Below are 17,596 nucleotides of genomic sequence, written 5' to 3' on the forward strand. Positions count from 1 at the left end.
AACTCCGAAATGCGGCCTTTGATAGGTAGGGCGGCGCACTTTGCGTTACGGCACCTGCTCAACCCGTGATCGTTGTCTCGTTTGTATTCAACGCCTTGCGCGAGCTTTCGGCTGGAGTTCATTGGTCAGCCCGCATCCGGCTGGCGAACGTCGATGTCGCTGAGATAGGCGACAACGGTCGCGTGCGAGGTCGCCGCGGTCAGCGCGCCGATCACCAGCACCATCAGGCCGACGCCGAAATAGCCGGCGGAGCCGATGGCGAAATTGCCGAACAAAGCGGTCGCCTGGTCGGCCTCGGGCGTCGCCATGTTGCGCGACGACCACCAGGAAAAGACGATGAAGACGACGATCGCGAGCGCACCGCCGGCGGCCGCGCCCTTCATGCCGGTGACCAGGAAATGCCAGCGGAATTCGCGCGCGATGAAGCGCGCCTCGGCGCCGACGAAATGCAGCACCTCGATGATATGGCCGTTGCCGGCCATGGCGCCGCGCGTGGCGAACACCACTGTCAGCACCGTTGCCGAGAGCATCAGCGCCAGAACGGCGATGCCGATCGTCACCGTGGTGTGCGCCATGGCGACGAGGCGGTCGACCCAGGTGCGGTGATCGTCGAGTGCCGCGGTCGGGATCTTGGGCGTGATGGCCGCGCGCATGGCGGCAAAGTCAGGCGGGCTGGCCTCGTCGATGGTGACGATGATGAGGCGCGGCACCGGCAACTCGTCGATGTCGAGGCCGCTGCCCAGCCATGGCTCGAGAAGACGCGCCGTTGCGTCGCGGTCGATGATCTTGGTGCCTTTCACGCCGGGGAACTCGCTGGCGATCTGCGAGGCCTGCGCAAGCGCCGCCTCCATGTCGAGGCCGTCGGCCGGCTTGATCTGAATCGTCGCCTCGCGCGAGATCTGGTTCTCCCAGACCGAGGCGGTGTCGCGCACCAGCGTCACCGCGCCGAAGGTGAGGCAGGACAGGAAGGTCATGATGGCGATGACCAGCACAAGCGCCCGCCCGGCGATGTTCTGCGCCGGCACGATCGGCGCCGTCTTGCGCTGGACGCGCCGGACCGTCACCGGCGCCTCGGCTTCATCCTGGAGGTGATCGGCCGAGAAGTCAGTCATAGACGTCCAACCTTCCACCGGCCAAAATCATGCGGCGCGCATCGACCTGCTCCATCAGGCCGAGGTCGTGGGTGGCGATGACGACGGCGGTGCCCAGTCGGTTGAGCTCGATGAAGAGCCTGAGCAGCCGGCGCGCCAGCGGCGGATCAACATTGCCAGTCGGCTCGTCGGCCAAAAGGATTTCGGGCTGTTCGATCAAGGCGCGCGCGATCGCGGCGCGCTGCTTTTCGCCGCCGGACAACACCGGCGGCAGGACATGCATACGGTCGCCGAGGCCGACCCATTTCAGAAGCTCGGTGACGTCGGTGCGGTAGCCAGCCTCCTCGCGCCCGCGCACGCGCAATGGCAGCGCGACATTCTCGTAGGTCGTCATGTGGTCGAGCAGGCGGAAATCCTGGAACACCACGCCGATGCGGCGGCGCAGCAGCGGCAATTCGCTGCGCGAGATGCGCGAACGGTCCTTGCCGAAGATGGTGATCAGTCCGCGCGTCGGCTTCAGCGACATGAACAAAAGGCGCAGCAACGTCGTCTTGCCGGCGCCCGAGGGGCCGCTCAGGAACTGAAAGGAGCGCTCCGGAATGTGCAGGGAGATGTCGCGGAGGATCTCCGGACCCATGCCATAGCGGAGGCCGACATTTTCGAAGCGGATCACGTTCGGCGACCTGAAACTCTCGGCGGCGACGCGCCACGATCTAACTCTAGAGCGCTCCACCGTTTCACGGAAACGGCGAACCGCTCTATCTCTGCGCTTTCACGCAATCCCGGACGGAAAACCGTTTCACACTTTTCCTGGAATTGCTCTAACAGACCATCGGCCGGCATGGTTAACGGTCGGTTAATTTCGGCTCGATTTTGACGTCTCAAAGCGGTTCCGGTGGGGAAGCGTTAACCAATTGCGTTTACGCAAAAGAAACGAAGACTGCACTGGTGCCGTAATGGCTGAGAACAGAACCGCGCGCCCCGTTTCCGGCGAAATCATGACCGGCCCGGCAACAAATGCCGCGCCGGAGCGCATCGTGTCCGATGCGACCGACATCGTCGATGCCGACTATGTGGTGCTGCCGCGTTTTGCCGCGCATCCGGAGCGGTCGCCGCCCCAGCCGCAGATCCAGCCGACGCCGTCGATCGAAGGCATGGGCATGCTGCGCAAGCCGGATGCCGCGCCGGCGCGGCCCTCACGTGGCGGCCCGATGTTCTGGATCGCAGGCGTCGGCATCGCGCTGGTCTCCTTCTGGGTGTCGGGCGGCCATGCGCTGGTCCGCCAGAGCCCCTTTTGGACGAACGCCGCGCCGGCGAGCGCGCTCACCATTTCCGGCGTGACGTCGCGCATCGATGCGTCGGGCCTGAAACCGGTGTTGTTCGTCGATGGCGAGGCAGCCAATGACGGGGAGAGGTCGGAGACACTGCCGCCGTTGGAAATCCGCGTCACCGACAACGACAGCAATATCATCCGCTACAGGCTGGGGACATCCAATCGCTCACTGGCGCCCGGCGAAAGATTCGGCTTTTCCAGCCGCCTCGATGTGCCTAAAGACGGGGTAAGGACTGTCGCGGTCATCTTCGCCGGCTAGGTATGCCGATATTCAGGTGAGGCCGGCCTGCGAACGACGGCTTCCTGCGCTTCCGGTGCTCACGTACTTCAAGTACGCTCCGCTCCGGTTCTCGGAAGCCATCGTTCTCGACTCGGCCTGACCTGAATCTCGACACACCTAGCGCCTGGCATTCCAGGTGATTTTGAAGGACGAAAGAATGCCAGTTGTGCGTGGCAAAGACATCGAGGTTCTGTTTTCGGCGTCGGCGATCGCACGCCGCAATCTCGAGCTCGCCAAGGAAATCGCCGGGCGCGACTATCACGACCTCTTGGTGATCTCGATCCTCAAGGGCTCGTTCGTCTTCGCCGCCGATCTCATCCGCGCCATGCATGATGTCGGCCTGTCGCCGGAAGTCGAGTTCATCTTCATCTCCAGCTACGGCGCCGGAACCACGAGCGGCGAGGTCAGGGTGTTGCGCGACATCGACAACGAGGTTGCCGGCCGCGACGTGCTGTTGATCGACGACATACTGGAATCCGGCAAGACGCTTTCCTACACCCGCGACTTGATGCTTTCGCGCGGCGCCAAGAGCTGCGCCATCGCGGTGCTGCTCGACAAGCGCATGCGCCGCCAGACCGCGCTCAACGCCGACTATGTCGGGTTCGACTGCCCGGATTATTTCGTGGTCGGCTACGGCATGGATGTCGCCCACGCGTTCCGCGAGCTGCCGTTTGTCGGGGTGGTGAAGGGCGACGCCTGAGGGGCGACGAAGTCATCCCGAAAAGCCACCGATCGTTAGAATTTTCAGAAAACGTCAACGTTTCGGCGGCATCTATCTCGGCATGGCAAAGCTTCTGATCGTCGAGGACGATGAATCCGTCCGCACCCTCGCCGCCCGCGCGCTGGAGCGCGACGGCCATGATGTCACTGTCGCCACCGACGGCGCGCAGGGGCTGGACACGATCCGGCAGGCCCGCGGCGGCTACGATCTGGTGGTGTCCGACATCCGCATGCCGGAGATGGACGGCATCGAGATGGCGACGGCCGCCGCAAGAGAGTTCCCTGCGATGAAGATCATGCTGATGACCGGCTATGCCGACCAGCGCGAACGCGCCGAGGAACTGAACGGCATCATCCTCGACGTGGTGCAGAAGCCGTTCACGCTTGCCGAGATCCGCGCCCGCGTCGGCAAGGCGTTAAGCTGCTTCGCCTGAGACCGCGCCGGTCGCAGGCGCGGCATTTCGCCGGCGCTCGCCGTTGAGCGCCAGCAGGCCGGCGCCGATGATCAGCGCCGCGCCGAGCACGGTCGTCTCGCGCGGCACTTCGGCGAAGAACAGAAAACCCCAAAGCGGCGACCACAGGATGCCGGTATATTCGAACGTCGCGACGCGGTTGGCCGGCGCCATCCGGTAGGCCTGCGACAGCAGGATCATGCCGGCGGACGCGACGAAGCCGCAGGCGGCCATCTTGAGGAAGTCCGGCATCGTCGGCCATACCCATGGCCGCACCAGGAATTCGACGCTCGGATGCGCCGCATGGGTGATACCGGCAAGATGGAAGACGGTTGCAACCGCGATGGCGCCGCTGAGATAGGCGCCGTTCTGGTAGAAGGCCATCACCGTCGATGATTCCGTGTCGCCGATCCGGCGCGCCATCAGCTGCGAAAACCCGTACAGGAAGGCCGAGCCCAGCGACAGCAGCGCCGCCCAGTCGAACAACCCGGCGCCGGGACGCACCATCACAAGCACGCCGACAAGGCCGATCAGCACCGTCGCCAGCGTCTTCCACGAGACGCGTTCGCCGAGATAAGGTCCGGCCATCGCCATGATGAACAGCGGCGCCATGAAATAGAGCGCCACCGCGTCGGCCAGCGGCAAGGCGGCGATCGCGAGATAATAGACCGTGTAGGACGAGAACTGGATGAAGGCGCGCAACGTCAGCATGCCGAAGCGCTTCGACAGCACCGCCTTCAGGCCGACATCGGCCTGGACGATGACGATCAGGATCGGCAGCGCGACGATGGCGCGAATCGCCATCACCTCGGTCACCGGATAGCCGCCCGACACCGCCTTCACCAGCGGATCCTGCAGCGAAAAGACCAGCACGCCGAGGCAGAGGCTCAGAATGCCAAGCACCATCCGGTTCCGCATCAGTCTCGGCCCCCCCGCGAGCCGCATTCATTCCACGCAATTCCGAATGGAAAATTGCTGGGCGCTTTTCCTGGAACCGCTCATCAAAAAGGAACCCGCTACCGTTTCGGGCAGCGGGTACGAGTGAGGACTCTTCGATTGGTCCGCGACCGACTCGCAGCCGCATATCCAATGGGTGTGGCGACTATCCTGCGGCGTTTGACATGTTGCAAACGAATTGGAATGATGCCAGCAATCAAATTCTCTTATGGCGATTTCGATGAGACCAGTCCTCGACAGCGACCTCCTGCGCACCTTCGTGGCGGTGGCCGAAACCGGCAATTTCACCCGAGCGGCGGAGAAGGCCGGGCGCACGCAATCGGCCGTGTCCATGCAGATGAAGAAGCTGGAGGATATGGTCGGCGACAACCTGTTCGAGCGCGGCTCGCGCGGCGTGGCGCTGACACGCCGCGGCGGCGAGCTGATCGCCAATGCGCGCCGGATCGTCTCGCTGCTGGACGAGACGGCGGCCTCGCTGGTAGCGCCGCCGCTCGGCGGGTTGGTGCGCATCGGCATCCCGGCCGAATACGGCCGCTCGATCCTGTCGCGGGCGCTTGGCGAATTCGCCAAGCGGCATCCGCGCGTCGAGGTCACGGTGCGGTACGCGCATTCGGACTCGCAGGTGAGGGCGCTCGCGGCTGGCGAGCTCGACCTTGCCGTGGTGTTCGAGTGGGAGGGTTCTTCCGGCGGCGAGGTGCTGATGCACGACCCGACGGTCTGGGTGACCTCGACGCTGCACCACATGCATGAGGAACGGCCGGTGCCGATCGCGCTTTACAGCCGTAACGGCTGGTGCCGCGACTTCGCCATCAAGTCGCTGCAGCAGCGCGGCCTCGACTACCGCGTCGCCTATACCAGCGACACCAATGGCGGCCTGACGCTCGCGGTGACATCCGGTCTGGCGATCGCGCCGATCTCGCGCAGCAACATCCCGCCCGATTGCCGGGAACTGACGGCGGCCGACGGCTTCGGCGACATCGATTCGTCCAACGTCGTCCTGCACCGCAATCCGCTCGCGACCGGCGAGGCGATCGACGGCATGGAGAACGCGATCCGCGAGGCGTTCATGCTGACCAGGCAGGTCGCGCCTGCGACATAAATACCGGCGCACAGTGATTTGCGGCGTTGGTGATTGGCGAAAGCGGTGACGACATCCGATCTCCCCCCAAGTGGGGGAGATGTCCGGCAGGACAGAGGGGGCGCTGTCCCGCCAGCATCCCAAAAGTTAGCAAGGGCCGTCACATCCAGTCTAAGAGCTGTGAGGCAGAAGCTATTTCAGCTCCAGCAGCCGTTCGAGATAGCTGCGCTCGATGTCGGGGCTCAGCGCGTTGCCGAGCCGCTTGCGGATCGCGTCGAGGATCTGGCGTGCGCGCTGGACGTCGATCTCATCGGGAACCTTGACCGAGGTGCCGTCATCCGGGCCATTAGTGGCGCGCGGCCGACCGAGCGGATCGCGGTCGGCGCCCTGCTGGCGCCCACCCTGCTCGCTGCCCCCCTGGTCGCCCTGCATGGCCTGCATCTGCTTCATCATGTCCTTGGCGCCGCGGCGCAGCGCTTCCAGCGCGCGGCCCTGGTGGCCGACTGCCTGGTCGCCATCGCCCTGGCCGAGCGAATGCTCGGCGTCGCCCATCGACTTGCCGGCCTCACCAAAACCCTCGTTGGGCTCCATGCCCATGCCTTCGAGGCCCTTCTTCAACTGGTCGAGCTCGCTTTGCAGCTGGCCCTGGCCTTCCTGCAGCTGCTTCAGCGCATCGGCGAGATCCTTCGGCGACATTTTCGGCCGTCCCAGCGGATCGCGGTCCTCGCCGGGGCCGGGCCGCTGCTCGTCCTGGCCCTGTTGCGGCTCGCCATCCTCGCCCATCTGCGGCTCGCCGTCCTGGCCACGCTGGCCGCGCTGCATCTGGTCGAGACGGAAAGTGTCGTTCATCATCTCCTGCTGGCGGCGCATGATGTCGCCGAGCTTGTCCATCTGCTGGCGCAGCTCGCTGTCCTGCTCGCCGCCCTGCTGCTGGCGGCCGGCCTGCAGGTTGTTCATCATGTCCTGCAGCTCGGAGAGAAGCTGCTGGGCCTTGTCGCGATCGCCGGATTTGGCCAGGTTCTCGATCTGGTCCATCATGCGATCGATGTCGCTCTGGCGCAGCTCGCGGCCGTTCTGCTGCATCTGCGGCGCGTTCGGATTCTGCTGCGCGCGCTGGGCGAATTCCTGCAGGAACTGGTTCATCGCCTCGCGCAGTTCCTTCATCGCCTTCTCGATCTCCTGATCGCTGGCGCCGTTCTTGATGGCGTCCTGCAGCGCCTGCTGCGCCTGGCGCAGCCGCCGCTCGGCGGCCGACAGATTGCCTTCCTCGATGCCGAGCGCGATCTCCCAGAGATAAGACACGACGTTGCGCAGCTGGTCGTCGCTCTCGGAGAGCTTCAGCCGGCTCCTTGCGCTCATGATGGCGAGATAATTCGACATGTTGTCGAACGTATCCTCGGGCCGCAGCGTGATCGCGTCCATCAGGTCCAGCACGCGCGGCTTGGCGTTGGTGTCGAGCGCCAGCAGCCGGCGCTGTTCGATCACCGCACGGGCCAGCGGGTTGGCGAAAGGCCGCTCAGGCATCCCAAGCGTCTTGGTTTCGCTGCTCGCGGTGTGGCCGGCATCGTCGGTGACGCTCAGCGTCAGCTTGATGCCGCTGCCGGCCCAGACATGCTCGGTCAGGTCCTTGGTCGTCTTGGCCGCGTTCGTCTTGCCGCCGCGGCGCGGCAGGGTCAGTGGCAGGTCCGGCGGGCCGTAGAGCGGATGCGCATTGGCGGCTGGGGGGGCCGACAGCTCGAAAACGGCCTTGGCGGAGGCGGCGCCGTAATCGTCATCGATCTCGTAGTTCAGCTCGATGGCGCCGTTGACGGCGCGCTTCGGCTCGCCGACGAAGCGGATCGCCGGCGGCTTGTCGGGAATGACGGCAAAGGCCCAGCGGCCGAGATCGCTTTCGGCGGATCTAAGCGTCAGCGTGCCGTTCGAATCCAGTTTGCCGGAGAACTGGCGCACTTTGGGCGCGGCCTGGCTGGCGGGCGCGGGGCCTTTGGGCGCTGCGGGCTCGATGGCGCGCGCGTTGCCGCCGGCATCTGCGTAGCTCAGCGTCTCCTCGCCGGAACCGCCGGTGACGCGCAGCGAAACGTCGCTGCCTTGCGGCACCGAGAAGGTCTGGACCGCCTGGTTGGCGTCGGCGGTCAGGAACAGCGGCGCCTTGCCGGTATAGGCGGGCGGCGTCACCCAGGCGTCGATGCGCGGCGGTACGGTATCGTGCGCGGCGCGGGCAACGAAGCCGTCGCTGACCCGGCCGCCGAAGGGTCCGAAGGAGAAGGCCAAAGCGGTGACGAACAGTAGCCCCGCCACGGCGCGCAGGCCCCAGCGATCGTAGTCCGGCACACGGCTGCGCGGCCGGTCGGCGCCGAGGCTCGACAGCTGCTCGGCCATCCGCTTCTGGTGCTCGCGCCACAACGCCTGCGAGAAGATGCTGTCGCCGCCGCTCGGCCGGTCGGTCTGGACCTGCACCGGGCTGTGCAGCAATTGGTTCGCCGCTTCGATGCGCCTGTCGACCTCGGCGGCCGACGGCATGCGGAAGAAACGCAGCGGATAGAGCGTCGCGCCCCCGGACAGGGCGAACAGGATCAAGAGGCCGATGCGCGCCACGTCAGGCAGACGCGGGAACAGACCGAACCAGGAAAAGCTGAGAAACAGGCTGATGACGATCAACAGCGGCAGCACGAGCGGCCAGCCGCGCTCGAAGACCATCGAGGCCCGCGTCGCCAACCGGCTGAGCGCAAGGCGCAAAGCCAGGCCGCGTTCGCCGCTGGAAATGGGTCGTTCCGTCATCGGCCCTTCCTGCCCGGGCATAACAGCCCGGACGTCATCAGCAGAAGGATACCAGCAAACACGGCAAAGGCGAGGCGGGTTCCAAAAACGTGAAGCGGTTTGGCCGGGTTATGATCAGAAATTGGTGGGATTCGTGTTGGAACCACAGACCAGGACCGCCACGCGTTCTCCTTCCGTCGGCACATAATGCCCGGAAAGCATGGCGGCGAAGGCTGCGGCGCCGCCCGGCTCGGCGATGATTCGCACGCGGTCCCACAGCGCCTTCTGCGCAGCTATGATGTCGTCGTCGCTGACCAGGATGGAGCGCTCGACGAAGGCTTCGGCGATCGGAAACATCATCTCGCCGACGCGCTTCGGCGCCAGCGAATCGGCGGCGATGCCTTCGGCCGGGGCATCGACCGGCTCTCCAGCCTCCAAGGCGCGGTAAAGCGTCGGCGCGCCCTCGGGCTCGATGGCGACGATGCGGATGCGACCCGCGAACCAGGCGGCGATCCCGCCGATCAGGCCGCCGCCGCCGACGGCAACCAGCAGCGTGTCGATCTCGGGCAGATCGGCCTCGATCTCCAAGCCGAGCGTGCCTTGGCCGAGCAGCGTTTCCTCCTGGTTGAAGGCGTGGATCTGCAGGGCGCCGGTCCGGGCCGCGAAGTCCTCGCTGGCGGCCAGCGCTTCGGCATAGCGCGCGCCGCCGACCACCAGATCCGCGCCGTAGCCGCGAATGCGCGCGAGCTTCGCCGGCGGGCTGACCTCGGGCACGAAGATGGTCGCCTTGTGGCCGAGCTTCATGGCGGCATAAGCGACGGCCGCGCCGTGGTTGCCGCCGGACGCGGCCACCACGCCGGCCTCGGGCACCTGGCGTTCGAGCAGGTTGGTGAAGGCGCCGCGCGCCTTGAAGGAACCGGAATGCTGCAGGCATTCAAGTTTCAGGTCGACCGGAAAGGCGGGAAGGCCGAAATCCGCCATGTCCACGCGCATGATCGGCGTGTGGCGCACATAAGGCCGGATGCGCGGTTCGACGGCGGCGATGCGCTCGCGCGTGATCGTTCGGGTGTTCAACATGGTCTGCTCCCTCGGGATTGACTTCAATTAGTAACTTAGCAAAATAGCTAAATGCAAGAGGTCGACATCTTCAAGGCATTTGCCAATGAGCGCCGGCTGCAGATCCTCGATTGGCTCAAGGATCCGCGCGCGCATTTCCCGCGCCAGGCCGATGGCGACCTAGTCGAGGATGGTGTCTGCGCGCTGGTGATCGCCGAAAAGCTCGGCATCACCCAGGCGACGCTCAGCGAGCATATGCGTGTGCTCACCCAAGCCCGCCTGCTCAGCACAAAGCGGGTGAAGCAATGGATCTTCTATCGCCGCGACGAAAGGCGGATCGCCGAGGCCAAGGCGCTCATCCAGCAAAAACTCTAACGCCTCGAGCGCGCTACTTCAGCCAGTCGGGGACCGAATCCAGCCCGATCAGATCCTCATAGGTCTGGCGCGGCCGCACGACATGGAAGCGGTCGCCGTCGACCAGAACCTCCGGCACCAGAAGCCTGGTGTTGTAGGTGCCGGCCTGCACCGCGCCATAGGCGCCGGCGGTGGAGACGGCGATCAGGTCGCCGGCCTTCAGCCTCGGCAGGTCGCGGTCGAGGCCGATGAAGTCGCCGGTCTCGCAGACCGGGCCGACGACGTCGACCTTTATGCGCGGCGTCGAGGCCGGCGGCTGCACCACCGGCCTGATGTCGTGAAAGGCGTCATAGAGGGTCGGCCGGATCAGATCGTTCATGGCGGCGTCGACGACGAGGAAGTTCTTGGCGTCGCCTTCCTTCACATAAATGACCTCGGACACCAGGATGCCGGCATTGCCGACGATCAGGCGGCCGGGCTCGAACATCACCTTGAGGCCAAGCCTGGTGACGTGCTTCCTGACGATCTCGGCATAGGCGTCGGGCAGTGGCGGCGGGCTGTTGTCGACACGGTAGGGAATGCCGAGGCCGCCGCCGAGATCGACATGCTCGATCGAATGTCCGTCAGCGCGCAGCACGCCGACCAGCTCGACCAGCAGCGCGAAGGCGTCGTCGAAGGGCTGCAATTCGGTGATCTGGCTGCCGATATGGGTGTCGATGCCGGTCACCTTGATGCCGGGCAATTCGGCCGCGCGGGCATAGACCTTTCGCGCGCGCTGCCACGGGATGCCGAACTTGTTCTCGGCCTTGCCGGTCGAGATCTTCTTGTGCGTCCTGGCATCGACATCCGGATTGATGCGCAGCGAGATCGGCGCCACCTTGCCGAGCGCCACGGCGCGCGCCGACAGCAGTTCGAGTTCAGGCTCGGATTCGACGTTGAAGCAAAGAATGCCGGCGGAGAGCGCGAAGTCCATCTCGCGCGCGGTCTTGCCGACGCCGGAAAACAGTATCTTGCTGGCCGGGATGCCAGCGGCCAAGGCGCGCCGCAGTTCGCCTTCCGAGACGACGTCGGCGCCCGCGCCTTGTCTTGCCAGCGTCCTCAGCACGGCCTGGTTGGAGTTGGCCTTCATGGCGTAGCAGACCAAGGCGTCGAGCCCTGCGAAAGCTTCCTTGAAGACACGGAAATGCCGGGTCAGCGTGGCCGTCGAATAGCAATAGAAGGGCGTGCCGACCTCGGCTGCGATATCGGGGATCGCGACGTCCTCGGCATGAAGCACGCCGTCGCGGTAATCGAAATGGTTCACGAGGGTTGGTCCCGGAAAGTTGGAGCGCAATGAGATCGAGCGATCCCGTTGGCTCTAGAGCAGGGGATCGAGGATGAACGTCCTGTCCTTGACCGGTTTCTCCGGCTCGGGCGGGACGGGCTGCTTGGCGCGTTCGGCATCCTTGCGCGCCTGCTCCGCCGCCTCATAGGGCGTGTCGAGCCCGGTCTTCCTGCCGCAGGCCGTGACGGTGACAGCCGCCGCCAGCAGTGCCAGCGTCACCAAAATCCTGCTACGGGTCATCGATCCATCCGTTCGAAGCTGTTTATTGTGCTGCGCTTTTTAGCCGAGTTTTCTGCGCTTTGCATCCCGGCAATTTAAGCGTTCGCGAGCCTTAAGATTTGGCGAGCCGCTTTTTCCAGTAGCGGATCTGCTTTCGCACTTCCGACGGCGCGGTGCCGCCGAAGCTCGTGCGGCTCTTCACCGAATTCTGCACGGCAAGCACAGAGAAGATATCGTCGGTGATGCCGGGATGAATGGAGCGCAGATCGTCCAGCGAGAGTTTCTCCAGGCTGACCTTCTTCTCCTCGGCGAACGCCACGGCGCGGCCGGTGACATGGTGCGCCTCGCGGAAGGGCAGGCCGAGATTGCGGACCAGCCAGTCGGCAAGGTCGGTCGCGGTGGCGTGACCGGCGCCGGCGGCCTTCTTCATGGCGGCGGCGTTGACGGTCATGTCGCGCACCATGCTGGTCGTCGCCGCCAGCATCAGGTCGAGCGTCTCGGCGGCGTCGAAGACCGCTTCCTTGTCTTCCTGCATGTCCTTGCCGTAGGTCAGCGGCATGCCCTTCATCACGGTCAGCAGGCCGAGAAGATGGCCGTTGACGCGGCCGGTCTTGCCGCGCACCAGCTCGGCGGCGTCCGGATTCTTCTTCTGCGGCATGATCGAGGAGCCGGTGGAGAAGGAATCCGACAGGCGGATGAAGCCGAATTGCGGCGTCGACCAGATGATGATCTCCTCGGCGAGCCTGGACAAATGCGTCGCGCAGATCGCGGCGAGGCTCAGGAATTCGAGCGCGAAGTCGCGGTCCGAAACACTGTCGAGGGAATTGCGCGTCGGTTCGTGGAAACCGAGCGCCTTGGCCGTCATGTGGCGGTCGATGGAAAAGCTGGTGCCGGCCAGCGCCGCCGCGCCCAGCGGGCTTTGGTCCATGCGCTCGATGGCGTCGCGGACGCGCGAGAGGTCGCGGCCGAACATCTCGACATAGGCCATGCAATGGTGTCCGAAGGTCACCGGCTGCGCGGCCTGCATATGGGTGAAGCCGGGCATGACGGTCGCCGCATGCTCCTCGGCGCGTTCGAGGAACGCCGCGATCAGGTCCTTCAACGCCCCGGCGACGCGCTGGCATTCCTGCTTGACCCAGAGCCTCAGATCGACCGCCACCTGGTCGTTGCGCGAGCGTGCGGTGTGCAGGCGTCCGGCCGCAGGGCCGATCAGGTCGGCAAGGCGGGCCTCGACATTCATGTGGATGTCTTCGAGCCTGGTCGAGAATTCGAACGTGCCGGCCTCGATCTCTTTCAGGATCGTGTTCAGCCCGTGAGCGATTTTTTCTTGATCGGCCGCCGAAATAATGCCCGTTTCAGCCAACATCTCGCTATGGGCGATCGATCCGCTTATGTCCTGCGCATAGAGCTTGCGGTCGAAGCCGATCGACGCGTTGATCGCTTCCATGATCGCGGCCGGACCCGACGCAAAACGTCCGCCCCACATCTGGTTGCTGGCCTTCTTGTCGCTCATCGCTATAACCCGTGCTCCGGAGCAGTTTTGAAAATGGCAGACGGCAGTAGATTCTTCCCGGCCCCGCGCCTCATCCTCGCCGCCCTGGTGGCGGGCGTGGTGGCCGGCGCGGTCGCGGTATATGTCAGTGAGAGCGGTTCTGGCAACAATGCTCCGGAGAACGTCGCCGCGGCCGCCGGCAAGAACGACGCCGCCTGCGCGGCCAAGGCCGACTGGGCCAAGACCATCGCCGCGAAAGCCATCGGCCAGGTCGCGGCGCTGCAGCCGGCCGATCCGCCGCAATCGCTGAAAGCTCTTGCCTTCAACGGGCCCGACGGCAGGCCGATGACGATCGCCGACCATGCCGGCAAGACGGTGCTGCTCAATCTGTGGGCGACATGGTGCGCGCCGTGCCGGGCCGAGATGCCGGCGCTCGATGCGCTGCAGAAGGAGAAGGGCAGCGATGCCTTCGAGGTCGTCGCGGTCAATGTCGACACCGGCGACGACACGAAGCCGAAGAAGTTCCTCAAGGAGATCGGCGTCGAGACGCTCGGCTTCTACCGGGATCCGACGATCGCCTTGTTTAATGAGGCGAAGACGCGCGGGTTGGCGCTCGGGCTTCCGGTCACCATGCTGATCGACGCGGAAGGCTGCCTGATCGCGCATATGAACGGCCCGGCCGAATGGTCGAGCCCGGACGCCAAGCGGCTGGTGGAGGCTGCGCTAACGCCGTGATCGTGCAGTCTTTTGTATTGACGCAATTCCGGACGGAAAACCGCTACGCACTTTTCCTGGAATTGCTTAGACTGAACGTGCGGCCGCGGCCGGTTGCAGCATCAGGATGCTGCCGCCGCGGACATTTTCGACCTTGGCGGTTGCCCCGCCGTCTTCCTTGACGCCGTCATCGGCCAGCGAAACGCCCGTGAGCTCGCCGAACGCCTCGATCGGGCCGGGCCTGCCCAGAAAATATCCCTGGCCGATGTCGCAATCCTCGGCATCGAGGAAGCGCAATTCGTCGAGCGTCTCGACGCCTTCGGCCAGGACCGGCAGGCCGAGGCCGCGCCCCAGGCCGAGCACGGCGCGCACGATGGTCGCGACCTGGTCATTGCGGTCGACCGACTTGATGAAGGACCCGTCGATCTTGATCTTGTCGAAGGGGAAGGCGCGCAGGTTGGACAGCGAGGAATAGCCGGTGCCGAAATCGTCCATCGCCACGCGCACGCCGAGCGCCTTGATCTGGCGCAAGGTGGCCAGCGCGCGCGGCATGTCCTTCACCAGCGCCGTCTCGGTGATCTCGAGCTCGAGCCTGCCTGCCGCGAGGCCGGTGCGCAGCAGCACCTCATGCACCTTGCGGCTGAAATCGGGATTGTGGAGCTGCACCGCCGAGACGTTGACGGCGACCGTCAACGGGTTCTTCCACGTCGCGGCTTCCTCGCAGGCGGTCGCCAGCACCCACTCGCCGATCTGGGCGATCGAACCGCTATCCTCGGCCACCGGGATGAACACCGAGGGCGGAACCTCGCCGCGTTCGGGATGCTGCCAGCGCAGCAACGCCTCGAAGCCGATCATCCTGCCGCTGCTGATTTCCTTCTGCGGCTGGTAGACGAGCCGGAATTCGCCGCGCGCCACGGCGTGGCGCAGGTCCTGCTCCAGGCTGCGCCGGTCGCGCGCCTCCGCTCCCATCGAGGCCTCGAAATAGCGAAACGTATCCTTGCCTTCGGCCTTGGCGCGATAGAGCGCAGTGTCGGCATGGCTGACCAGCGCCGCCTGTTCGTCGGCGTCGAGCGGGTAGAGCGCGATGCCGATGCTGGCCGATACCATGCCGCCGGGCGACAGCCGGTTTTCCTGGCGCAGGGCGGACAGCACCGCTTCGGCAATGCGGCCGGCCGCCTGCGGATCAGGAAGGTTGGGAGCGATGATGGCGAATTCGTCGCCGCCGAGCCGGGCCAGCATCTGGCCGTGGCGCAGCACGCCGGAGGCGCAATGCGCCACCTTCTGCAACACGGCGTCGCCGGCGGCGTGACCGAAGAGGTCGTTCACTTCCTTGAACCTGTCGAGGTCGAGCAGCATGAGCGCCAGCTGACCCTCCTTGCCGGCGCTTTTGCCGTCCGGCGCCGACGCGGCGATCTCGGCTTCCAGGCGGCTGGTGAAGCTGCGCCGATTGGCGAGCCCGGTGAGCGGGTCGTAATGCGCAAGCCGCATGATCTCCTGCTCGGCCTTCCTGCGTTCGCGGATATCGCGGACGGCCACGACCAGATGCGGCTTGCCGCAATAATCGATGTTCCTGGCGATCAGCTCCACCGGGATCGGGTTGTCGCCATGGCCACGGAGATCGGCTTCCTGCGCCTGCCCGTTGCCGGGGGCGACGGCGGCGGCAATCCGCTCGCCGAACAGTTCGCCGAGTGTCATCGTGTTGAGGGTCGTCGCGGCGATGCCGCTCAGCGCCGCGATGCTGTCATTGGCGCTGACGACGCGGCTGCCGTCGCAGACGATGAGGCCTTCGACCGCGGCATTGGCGAGGCCGTGCATGCGGTCCGCCTCGATCTTGTGACGGCGGAAGCGCAGATCGATCCACAGCGCCGTGGCCGCCAGCACCAGGATGACGAGGCTTGCCGTGGCGGCGGCGAAGGCCTGCGACATCGGCGCGATCGTGAATTTCGAGATCTCGATCGAGGAGTCCGGATAGATCGAGACGGCGGCCATGGCGATGAAATGCAGCGTGCAGATCGCCAGCGTCAGCAGGACAGCGCCGGCGACCGTCGCCAGCGTCGATGGCCGGCGAAGCACGACAAACAGCGAGAGCGCGGCAAGAATTATACCCGAGGCCAATGAGGCGGCGACGAAAAGCTGGTTCCAGACGATCCGGCCTTCGACCTCGAAAGCCGCCATGCCGGTATAGTGCATGGCCGCGATGCCGATGCCGAGCACGGCACCGCCGACGAGATAGTGGTCGACGCCGCCGCGTACGGTCGCGATCCACATGCCGGCCGCCGTCAGGATGACGGAAAGCGCCAGCGAAGCGACCGAAAGCTCGGCGTTGTAGGCGTTGGGTATTCCCGGCGTGAAGGCGATCATGGCGATGAAATGCGTCGCCCAGATGCCAAATCCGGTCGAAGCGGCGGCAATCAGCAGCCACGCATAACGGTTCCGGCTGGTCGATTGCACGACATGGCGCAGAAGGTTGACGGCGGAGAAACAGGAGATTCCGCAAATGAGCGCGGCCAGCGCAACCAGTCTCAGATCGTGCTCGTTCACGATACAATTATAGACGGTTAACATCCTGCTTCACCTGATCTACCCGCATCAATCAAGGCAATGGGATTGATTAGGGCCGGACAACTGAAGAATCGATTATGCCGCCCGCAACCCCTGCGTGCTTAACAGGTTGTATTCCTCAGGATGAGGATCGACGAGGATACGCGTCGAGCAGGCCGCCGTCACTTCGTCCGCACGGTCACTACCAGCGCCTCGTGATCGGCGCTCGGGCTGCCGTCCGGCAAGACCGCCGGCAGCGTCGCCGGCGCGCTTGCCGAAAGGCCGCGGGTGAAGAACCAGTCGATATGGCCGGCTGGCGTCAAGTCGCCGGCCGCGCGCCGCTGCGTCGGCTTGTCGAACGCGTTGGCGTCGCGCCAGTCGTAGCCGCGTTCGGTCATGATCGCGAAGAGGGGCTCATGGCGGTCCGGGCACATCAGCCGGTCCGGTTCGGCAACGATGCGCTCTCGCCACGCGGCCGGGTCGTCATTGCGTTCCGGATAGGTGGCGGTCAGCGTGTTGAAGTCGCCGCCGATCAGGACAGGCGCTTCCGCATCATATTTGTCGATGGCGTCGAGCAGATGGCGGGTCTGATCGGCGCGGCCTGCCGGCGTGGTGCGGTTCTCGAGGTGCACCGAAGCGACGGTGACACGGCGGTCGCCGGCCATCACCTGGCCTCCGAGCGCCATGCGGCCGCCGACACGCGGCTGGCCATGCTCCGGCAGGAACCAAGCGCCGGCGGCGTCGAAGCGAACGAGAAAAGGCCGCAGCAGCGGAACGGCGGTGGTTATGGCGTTGCCATGGAAGCCCTCTGCATTCTCGGCGCGGCCATTTGCCGCCTGCTCCGTCTCGTTGCCGGTGCCGAGTTCGAGGAACTCGACACCATAGGCGTAGGAATGGCCCAGGCGATCGGCAAGCCGGCTCAAAAGATGGCCGTTGCCGGAGCGCGCCATGCCTTTGTCGACCTCGGACAGCAGCACGACATCCGGCGCCCGGCCGGCGATCGTTGCGGCGATGGCATCGACGTGACGCAGCCGCTCGACGTTCCAGGCCATGACTGTCAGGCTCTCGCCGGCGTTCTCGCGTGACGCCCGGCCACCGATCTCGATCTCGCCGAGGGCAGGAATGGCGGCGGCGTGGCGCAGATGGGTGGCGCTGTCGCGCGGCCCGTCCCGCATGGCGTTGCGGACGGCGACGGGCACGTGCGTGAGCTGCGGAACCAGCATGTCTC

At 65.4% G+C, this 17,596-nt stretch carries 16 protein-coding genes; 6 read left to right on the forward strand and 10 right to left on the reverse strand.

Annotated elements, in window-relative coordinates; all coding sequences use genetic code 11:
* Positions 1-125 precede the first annotated feature (125 nt).
* Both CK230_RS09430 and ftsE read right to left on the reverse strand, forming a co-directional pair.
* Complete coding sequence (locus CK230_RS09430; RefSeq protein ID WP_095816883.1) at positions 126-1,112, reverse strand: ABC transporter permease; 987 nt, start codon at positions 1,110-1,112, stop codon at positions 126-128.
* Positions 1,105-1,764, reverse strand: coding sequence for a cell division ATP-binding protein FtsE (gene ftsE / locus CK230_RS09435; protein WP_095816884.1), 660 nt, complete (start codon positions 1,762-1,764; stop codon positions 1,105-1,107). Before ftsE ends, CK230_RS09430 begins: the two co-directional genes overlap by 8 nt.
* Before the next feature lie 283 nt (positions 1,765-2,047).
* On the opposite strand from ftsE, the gene CK230_RS09440 reads away from it, so the two are divergent.
* From CK230_RS09440 to CK230_RS09450, 3 genes are all read left to right on the forward strand, one after another.
* On the forward strand, positions 2,048-2,683 hold the full coding sequence (locus CK230_RS09440; RefSeq protein ID WP_095816885.1) for a hypothetical protein: 636 nt from the start codon (positions 2,048-2,050) through the stop codon (positions 2,681-2,683).
* A 178-nt stretch (positions 2,684-2,861) separates the two neighbouring features.
* Positions 2,862-3,404: a hypoxanthine phosphoribosyltransferase gene (gene hpt / locus CK230_RS09445; protein WP_095816886.1), complete on the forward strand. Its 543-nt coding sequence runs from the start codon at positions 2,862-2,864 to the stop codon at positions 3,402-3,404.
* Between the two features lie 82 nt (positions 3,405-3,486).
* On the forward strand, positions 3,487-3,858 hold the full coding sequence (locus CK230_RS09450; RefSeq protein ID WP_095816887.1) for a response regulator: 372 nt from the start codon (positions 3,487-3,489) through the stop codon (positions 3,856-3,858).
* Here CK230_RS09450 and CK230_RS09455 read toward each other — a convergent pair.
* Positions 3,841-4,794, reverse strand: a complete 954-nt coding sequence (locus CK230_RS09455) for a DMT family transporter (RefSeq protein WP_095816888.1) — start codon at positions 4,792-4,794, stop codon at positions 3,841-3,843. The genes CK230_RS09450 and CK230_RS09455 overlap by 18 nt on opposite strands.
* Before the next feature lie 259 nt (positions 4,795-5,053).
* Here CK230_RS09455 and CK230_RS09460 point away from each other — a divergent pair, with 259 nt between their 5' ends.
* Positions 5,054-5,932, forward strand: a complete 879-nt coding sequence (locus CK230_RS09460) for a LysR substrate-binding domain-containing protein (protein ID WP_095817005.1) — start codon at positions 5,054-5,056, stop codon at positions 5,930-5,932.
* A 171-nt stretch (positions 5,933-6,103) separates the two neighbouring features.
* On the opposite strand, the gene CK230_RS09465 is transcribed toward CK230_RS09460, so the two are convergent.
* Both CK230_RS09465 and CK230_RS09470 read right to left on the reverse strand, forming a co-directional pair.
* On the reverse strand, positions 6,104-8,689 hold the full coding sequence (locus CK230_RS09465) for a TIGR02302 family protein (RefSeq protein WP_095817006.1): 2,586 nt from the start codon (positions 8,687-8,689) through the stop codon (positions 6,104-6,106).
* Between the two features lie 114 nt (positions 8,690-8,803).
* Positions 8,804-9,745, reverse strand: coding sequence for a threonine/serine dehydratase (locus CK230_RS09470; protein ID WP_095816889.1), 942 nt, complete (start codon positions 9,743-9,745; stop codon positions 8,804-8,806).
* Positions 9,746-9,796: 51 nt separating this feature from the next.
* Here CK230_RS09470 and CK230_RS09475 point away from each other — a divergent pair, with 51 nt between their 5' ends.
* Positions 9,797-10,099 carry a metalloregulator ArsR/SmtB family transcription factor gene (locus CK230_RS09475; protein ID WP_095816890.1) on the forward strand — a complete coding sequence of 101 codons (303 nt, stop codon included), beginning with the start codon at positions 9,797-9,799 and terminating at the stop codon, positions 10,097-10,099.
* Between the two features lie 13 nt (positions 10,100-10,112).
* On the opposite strand, the gene lysA is transcribed toward CK230_RS09475, so the two are convergent.
* The 3 genes from lysA to argH all read right to left on the reverse strand — a co-directional run bounded on the left by lysA (position 10,113) and on the right by argH (position 13,134).
* Positions 10,113-11,381, reverse strand: coding sequence for a diaminopimelate decarboxylase (gene lysA, locus CK230_RS09480; protein ID WP_095816891.1), 1,269 nt, complete (start codon positions 11,379-11,381; stop codon positions 10,113-10,115).
* A 54-nt stretch (positions 11,382-11,435) separates the two neighbouring features.
* Positions 11,436-11,642 carry a lipoprotein gene (locus tag CK230_RS09485; RefSeq protein ID WP_095816892.1) on the reverse strand — a complete coding sequence of 69 codons (207 nt, stop codon included), beginning with the start codon at positions 11,640-11,642 and terminating at the stop codon, positions 11,436-11,438.
* Between the two features lie 91 nt (positions 11,643-11,733).
* Positions 11,734-13,134, reverse strand: a complete 1,401-nt coding sequence (argH, locus tag CK230_RS09490; protein ID WP_095816893.1) for an argininosuccinate lyase — start codon at positions 13,132-13,134, stop codon at positions 11,734-11,736.
* Positions 13,135-13,167: 33 nt separating this feature from the next.
* Here argH and CK230_RS09495 point away from each other — a divergent pair, with 33 nt between their 5' ends.
* On the forward strand, positions 13,168-13,848 hold the full coding sequence (locus tag CK230_RS09495) for a TlpA disulfide reductase family protein (RefSeq protein ID WP_095816894.1): 681 nt from the start codon (positions 13,168-13,170) through the stop codon (positions 13,846-13,848).
* Positions 13,849-13,914: 66 nt separating this feature from the next.
* Here the strand turns inward: CK230_RS09495 and CK230_RS09500 are convergent, their stop codons facing one another.
* Both CK230_RS09500 and CK230_RS09505 read right to left on the reverse strand, forming a co-directional pair.
* Positions 13,915-16,392 carry a bifunctional diguanylate cyclase/phosphodiesterase gene (locus CK230_RS09500; protein WP_095816895.1) on the reverse strand — a complete coding sequence of 826 codons (2,478 nt, stop codon included), beginning with the start codon at positions 16,390-16,392 and terminating at the stop codon, positions 13,915-13,917.
* Positions 16,393-16,550: 158 nt separating this feature from the next.
* A complete protein-coding gene (locus tag CK230_RS09505; protein ID WP_095816896.1) occupies positions 16,551-17,591 on the reverse strand; it encodes an endonuclease/exonuclease/phosphatase family protein in 1,041 nt (346 codons plus the stop codon).
* Positions 17,592-17,596: the final 5 nt, after the last annotated feature.

Source organism: Mesorhizobium sp. WSM3859 (assembly GCF_002295065.1).
GTDB lineage: Bacteria > Pseudomonadota > Alphaproteobacteria > Rhizobiales > Rhizobiaceae > Mesorhizobium.

Bases quoted from the DNA above. Each gene is read 5' to 3' on its own strand.
- CK230_RS09430 (WP_095816883.1), bottom strand. From the start codon at position 1,112: ATGACTGACTTCTCGGCCGATCACCTCCAGGATGAAGCCGAGGCGCCG.
- CK230_RS09440 (WP_095816885.1), top strand. From the start codon at position 2,048: ATGGCTGAGAACAGAACCGCGCGCCCCGTTTCCGGCGAAATCATGACC.
- hpt (WP_095816886.1), top strand. From the start codon at position 2,862: ATGCCAGTTGTGCGTGGCAAAGACATCGAGGTTCTGTTTTCGGCGTCG.
- CK230_RS09450 (WP_095816887.1), top strand. From the start codon at position 3,487: ATGGCAAAGCTTCTGATCGTCGAGGACGATGAATCCGTCCGCACCCTC.
- CK230_RS09455 (WP_095816888.1), bottom strand. From the start codon at position 4,794: ATGCGGAACCGGATGGTGCTTGGCATTCTGAGCCTCTGCCTCGGCGTG.
- CK230_RS09460 (WP_095817005.1), top strand. From the start codon at position 5,054: ATGAGACCAGTCCTCGACAGCGACCTCCTGCGCACCTTCGTGGCGGTG.
- CK230_RS09465 (WP_095817006.1), bottom strand. From the start codon at position 8,689: ATGACGGAACGACCCATTTCCAGCGGCGAACGCGGCCTGGCTTTGCGC.
- CK230_RS09470 (WP_095816889.1), bottom strand. From the start codon at position 9,745: ATGTTGAACACCCGAACGATCACGCGCGAGCGCATCGCCGCCGTCGAA.
- CK230_RS09475 (WP_095816890.1), top strand. From the start codon at position 9,797: ATGCAAGAGGTCGACATCTTCAAGGCATTTGCCAATGAGCGCCGGCTG.
- CK230_RS09485 (WP_095816892.1), bottom strand. From the start codon at position 11,642: ATGACCCGTAGCAGGATTTTGGTGACGCTGGCACTGCTGGCGGCGGCT.
- argH (WP_095816893.1), bottom strand. From the start codon at position 13,134: ATGAGCGACAAGAAGGCCAGCAACCAGATGTGGGGCGGACGTTTTGCG.
- CK230_RS09495 (WP_095816894.1), top strand. From the start codon at position 13,168: ATGGCAGACGGCAGTAGATTCTTCCCGGCCCCGCGCCTCATCCTCGCC.
- CK230_RS09500 (WP_095816895.1), bottom strand. From the start codon at position 16,392: ATGTTAACCGTCTATAATTGTATCGTGAACGAGCACGATCTGAGACTG.
- CK230_RS09505 (WP_095816896.1), bottom strand. From the start codon at position 17,591: ATGCTGGTTCCGCAGCTCACGCACGTGCCCGTCGCCGTCCGCAACGCC.